Origin of the sequence: Stenotrophomonas sp. 278 (assembly GCF_003935715.1) — a bacterium.
GTDB lineage: Bacteria > Pseudomonadota > Gammaproteobacteria > Xanthomonadales > Xanthomonadaceae > Stenotrophomonas > Stenotrophomonas maltophilia_AH.
This window is the reverse complement of sequence record NZ_RHPP01000262.1, coordinates 1-2319: the sequence shown is the minus strand read 5'-3', so window position 1 is coordinate 2319 and position 2319 is coordinate 1. Positions and strand designations below refer to the sequence as shown.

The following is a 2319-nucleotide window of genomic DNA, read 5'->3' as shown; positions in this document are numbered from 1 at the left end:
GGCGGTGGAACGCGAAGGCGCGCTGCCGCCGGTGCGCGCGGTGACCCGGCGTGTGCCGCACGACTGGTGGGTGTACAGCTTCACCCAGCTGGCCCAGGCCGACGCCGGTGGCGAAGACGATACCGACGCGGTGTCCACCGAAGCCCCGGCGGCCGCGGCCGACGAACCGAGCGGTGGCGAGCTGCCGCTGGAGCCGGCGGTACCGGTCGATGAGAGCGTGGCGGAGACCCCCGATCCCCGCTTCATGGGCAGCCGCTTCGGCAATGTGCTGCATGACGCGCTGGAGAACACAGATTTTGCCGCCTGGGGCAGTTGGCTGCCAGGTGAGCCAGCACCGGCAGGGCAGGACGCGGTACTGCGCGCGTCGCTGCGTGCCGAAGGCTACGCCGACGAAGACCTCGACGACGGCGTGGCCGTGCTGGTGCCGCTGGTCGGCCACACGCTGACTGTGCCGTTGCCCGAAGGAGGCGCTCTTCACAGCTTGGCCGCCAGCGAACGCCGCGCCGAAATCGAGTTCCACTTCGCGCTGGAACCCACCGCCGTCAGTGAACTGCTGGCCGTGCTGCACGCGCATGGCGTGGTGCGTGAGCGCCGCAGCTTCGGCACTCGCCGGCGGCTGGAAGGGCTGATGACCGGCAAGATCGACTTGACCTACGTGCGCGACGGCCGCTGGTACGTACTGGACTACAAGTCCAACCGCCTGCCTGGCTACAGCCCGGCGCTGCTGGAGGCGGCGATGCGCCACAGCGAATACGACCTGCAGGCACTGGTGTACACCGTCGCGCTGCACCGCTGGTTGCGTTTCCGGCTGGGCAGCGGCTACGACTACGCGCGTGACATCGGCGGCATCCGCTACCTGTTCTGTCGTGGTCTGGCGGTTCCCGGTGAAGGGGTGCATGCGCAGGCCTTCGCGCCGGAGCTGGTAGACGCGCTGGATGCGCTGTTTGCAGGCGGGCAGGCGAAACAGGCGGTACTGGCAGCGCGTGCTCGGGGAGAAGACGTATGAGCCTGCTCAACACCCTGTACCGCAGCGGGCTGCTGCGCACGCTCGACCACGCGCTGGCGCAGAGTCTGCGCCGGCTGCAGCCCGACACCCCGGAGTCAGTGCAGCTGGCGGCCGCGCTGGCCTCGCTGGCGGTCTCCCAGGGCCACGCTGGCTTCGACCCGACCCAGCCGCAGCGCCTGCTGGCCGCCGAGGGCGTGGACTGGCCCGCCGCGCAGGCATGGCTGCAGCAGCTGCGCGCCTCGCCGTGGGTGGCCACGCCCGCACAGGACGCTGCTGTGGCAGAAGACGCGCCGCTGGTGTGGGAGCACGGACTGCTCTACCTGCGCCGTTATCGTGAATATGAGCGTCGCCTGGCGCTCGGACTCCAGCGTATCGCCAGCCAGCCGTTGGCGGAGAACGACACTGGTGCGTTGGCATCACTGTTCGCGCGCCTGTTCCCGCATGCGCTACAAGGCACGGACCACCAGGCGCGCGCGGCGGCCGTGGCCCTGCGGCATCCCTTGCTGCTGGTCACCGGTGGCCCGGGTACCGGCAAGACCACCACCATCGCCCGCGTCCTGGCGCTGCTGGCCGCGCAGGCGCTGCACGCAGGTCAACCGGCACCGCAGGTGGCGCTGGCCGCGCCGACCGGACGTGCGGCCGAACGCATGGCCGAAAGCCTGCGCGCCGTTGTCGGCCAGTTGCGCGAGCAGGGCATGGAGGACGCGGTCTGCGACGCATTGCCGGTAACCGGATCCACCCTGCACCGCCTGCTGGGCGTGATTCCGGATTCGCCGCGCTTCCGCCATCACGCCGACAACCCACTGCCGTTCGACGTGGTGGTGGTTGACGAGGCCTCGATGATCGATCTGCCGTTGATGGCCAAGCTGGTGGAGGCCATCGGTGCCGGCACCCGTCTGCTGCTGCTCGGTGACCCCGACCAGCTGCCCTCCGTGGAGGCGGGCGATGTATTGAGCGCCATCCTGCGCGCCAGTGGAGACGGGCAGGGCCTGCAGGCTGACGATGCCACCGCCCTGCGTCCGCTGCTGGCCGCGGAAAACCTGCAGCCGGTGCTGCCGGCGCTACCGTTCGCGGGCCGCCGCGTGCAGCTGCTGCGCGGCTACCGCCAGAGCGATGCGCTGGACCTGGTACCGCTGGCGGCCGCCGTGCGCGAGGGCAACAGCACCGCTGCGCTGGCCCTGCTGCGTTCCGGGACATTGGCCGGCGTGCACTTCCACGAAGACGTGCTGGACCCGATGGAACAGCACCGTGACGCCCTGCTGGCGCACTGGCGCGCGCTGGGCGAGGCCGCCGATCCTGCGCAGGCGCTGGCC

2 protein-coding genes are annotated in these 2319 nt (G+C 70.7%); both read left to right on the top strand.

Features of this window, described 5'->3' with window-relative positions:
• The coding region (locus EGJ34_RS21405; protein ID WP_185750287.1) for a PD-(D/E)XK nuclease family protein at positions 1 to 1006 on the top strand (1006 nt) is incomplete at its 5' end.
• On the top strand, positions 1003 to 2319 hold a 1317-nt coding region (gene recD, locus EGJ34_RS21400; RefSeq protein WP_125362411.1), incomplete at its 3' end, for an exodeoxyribonuclease V subunit alpha. The genes EGJ34_RS21405 and recD, both read left to right, overlap by 4 nt.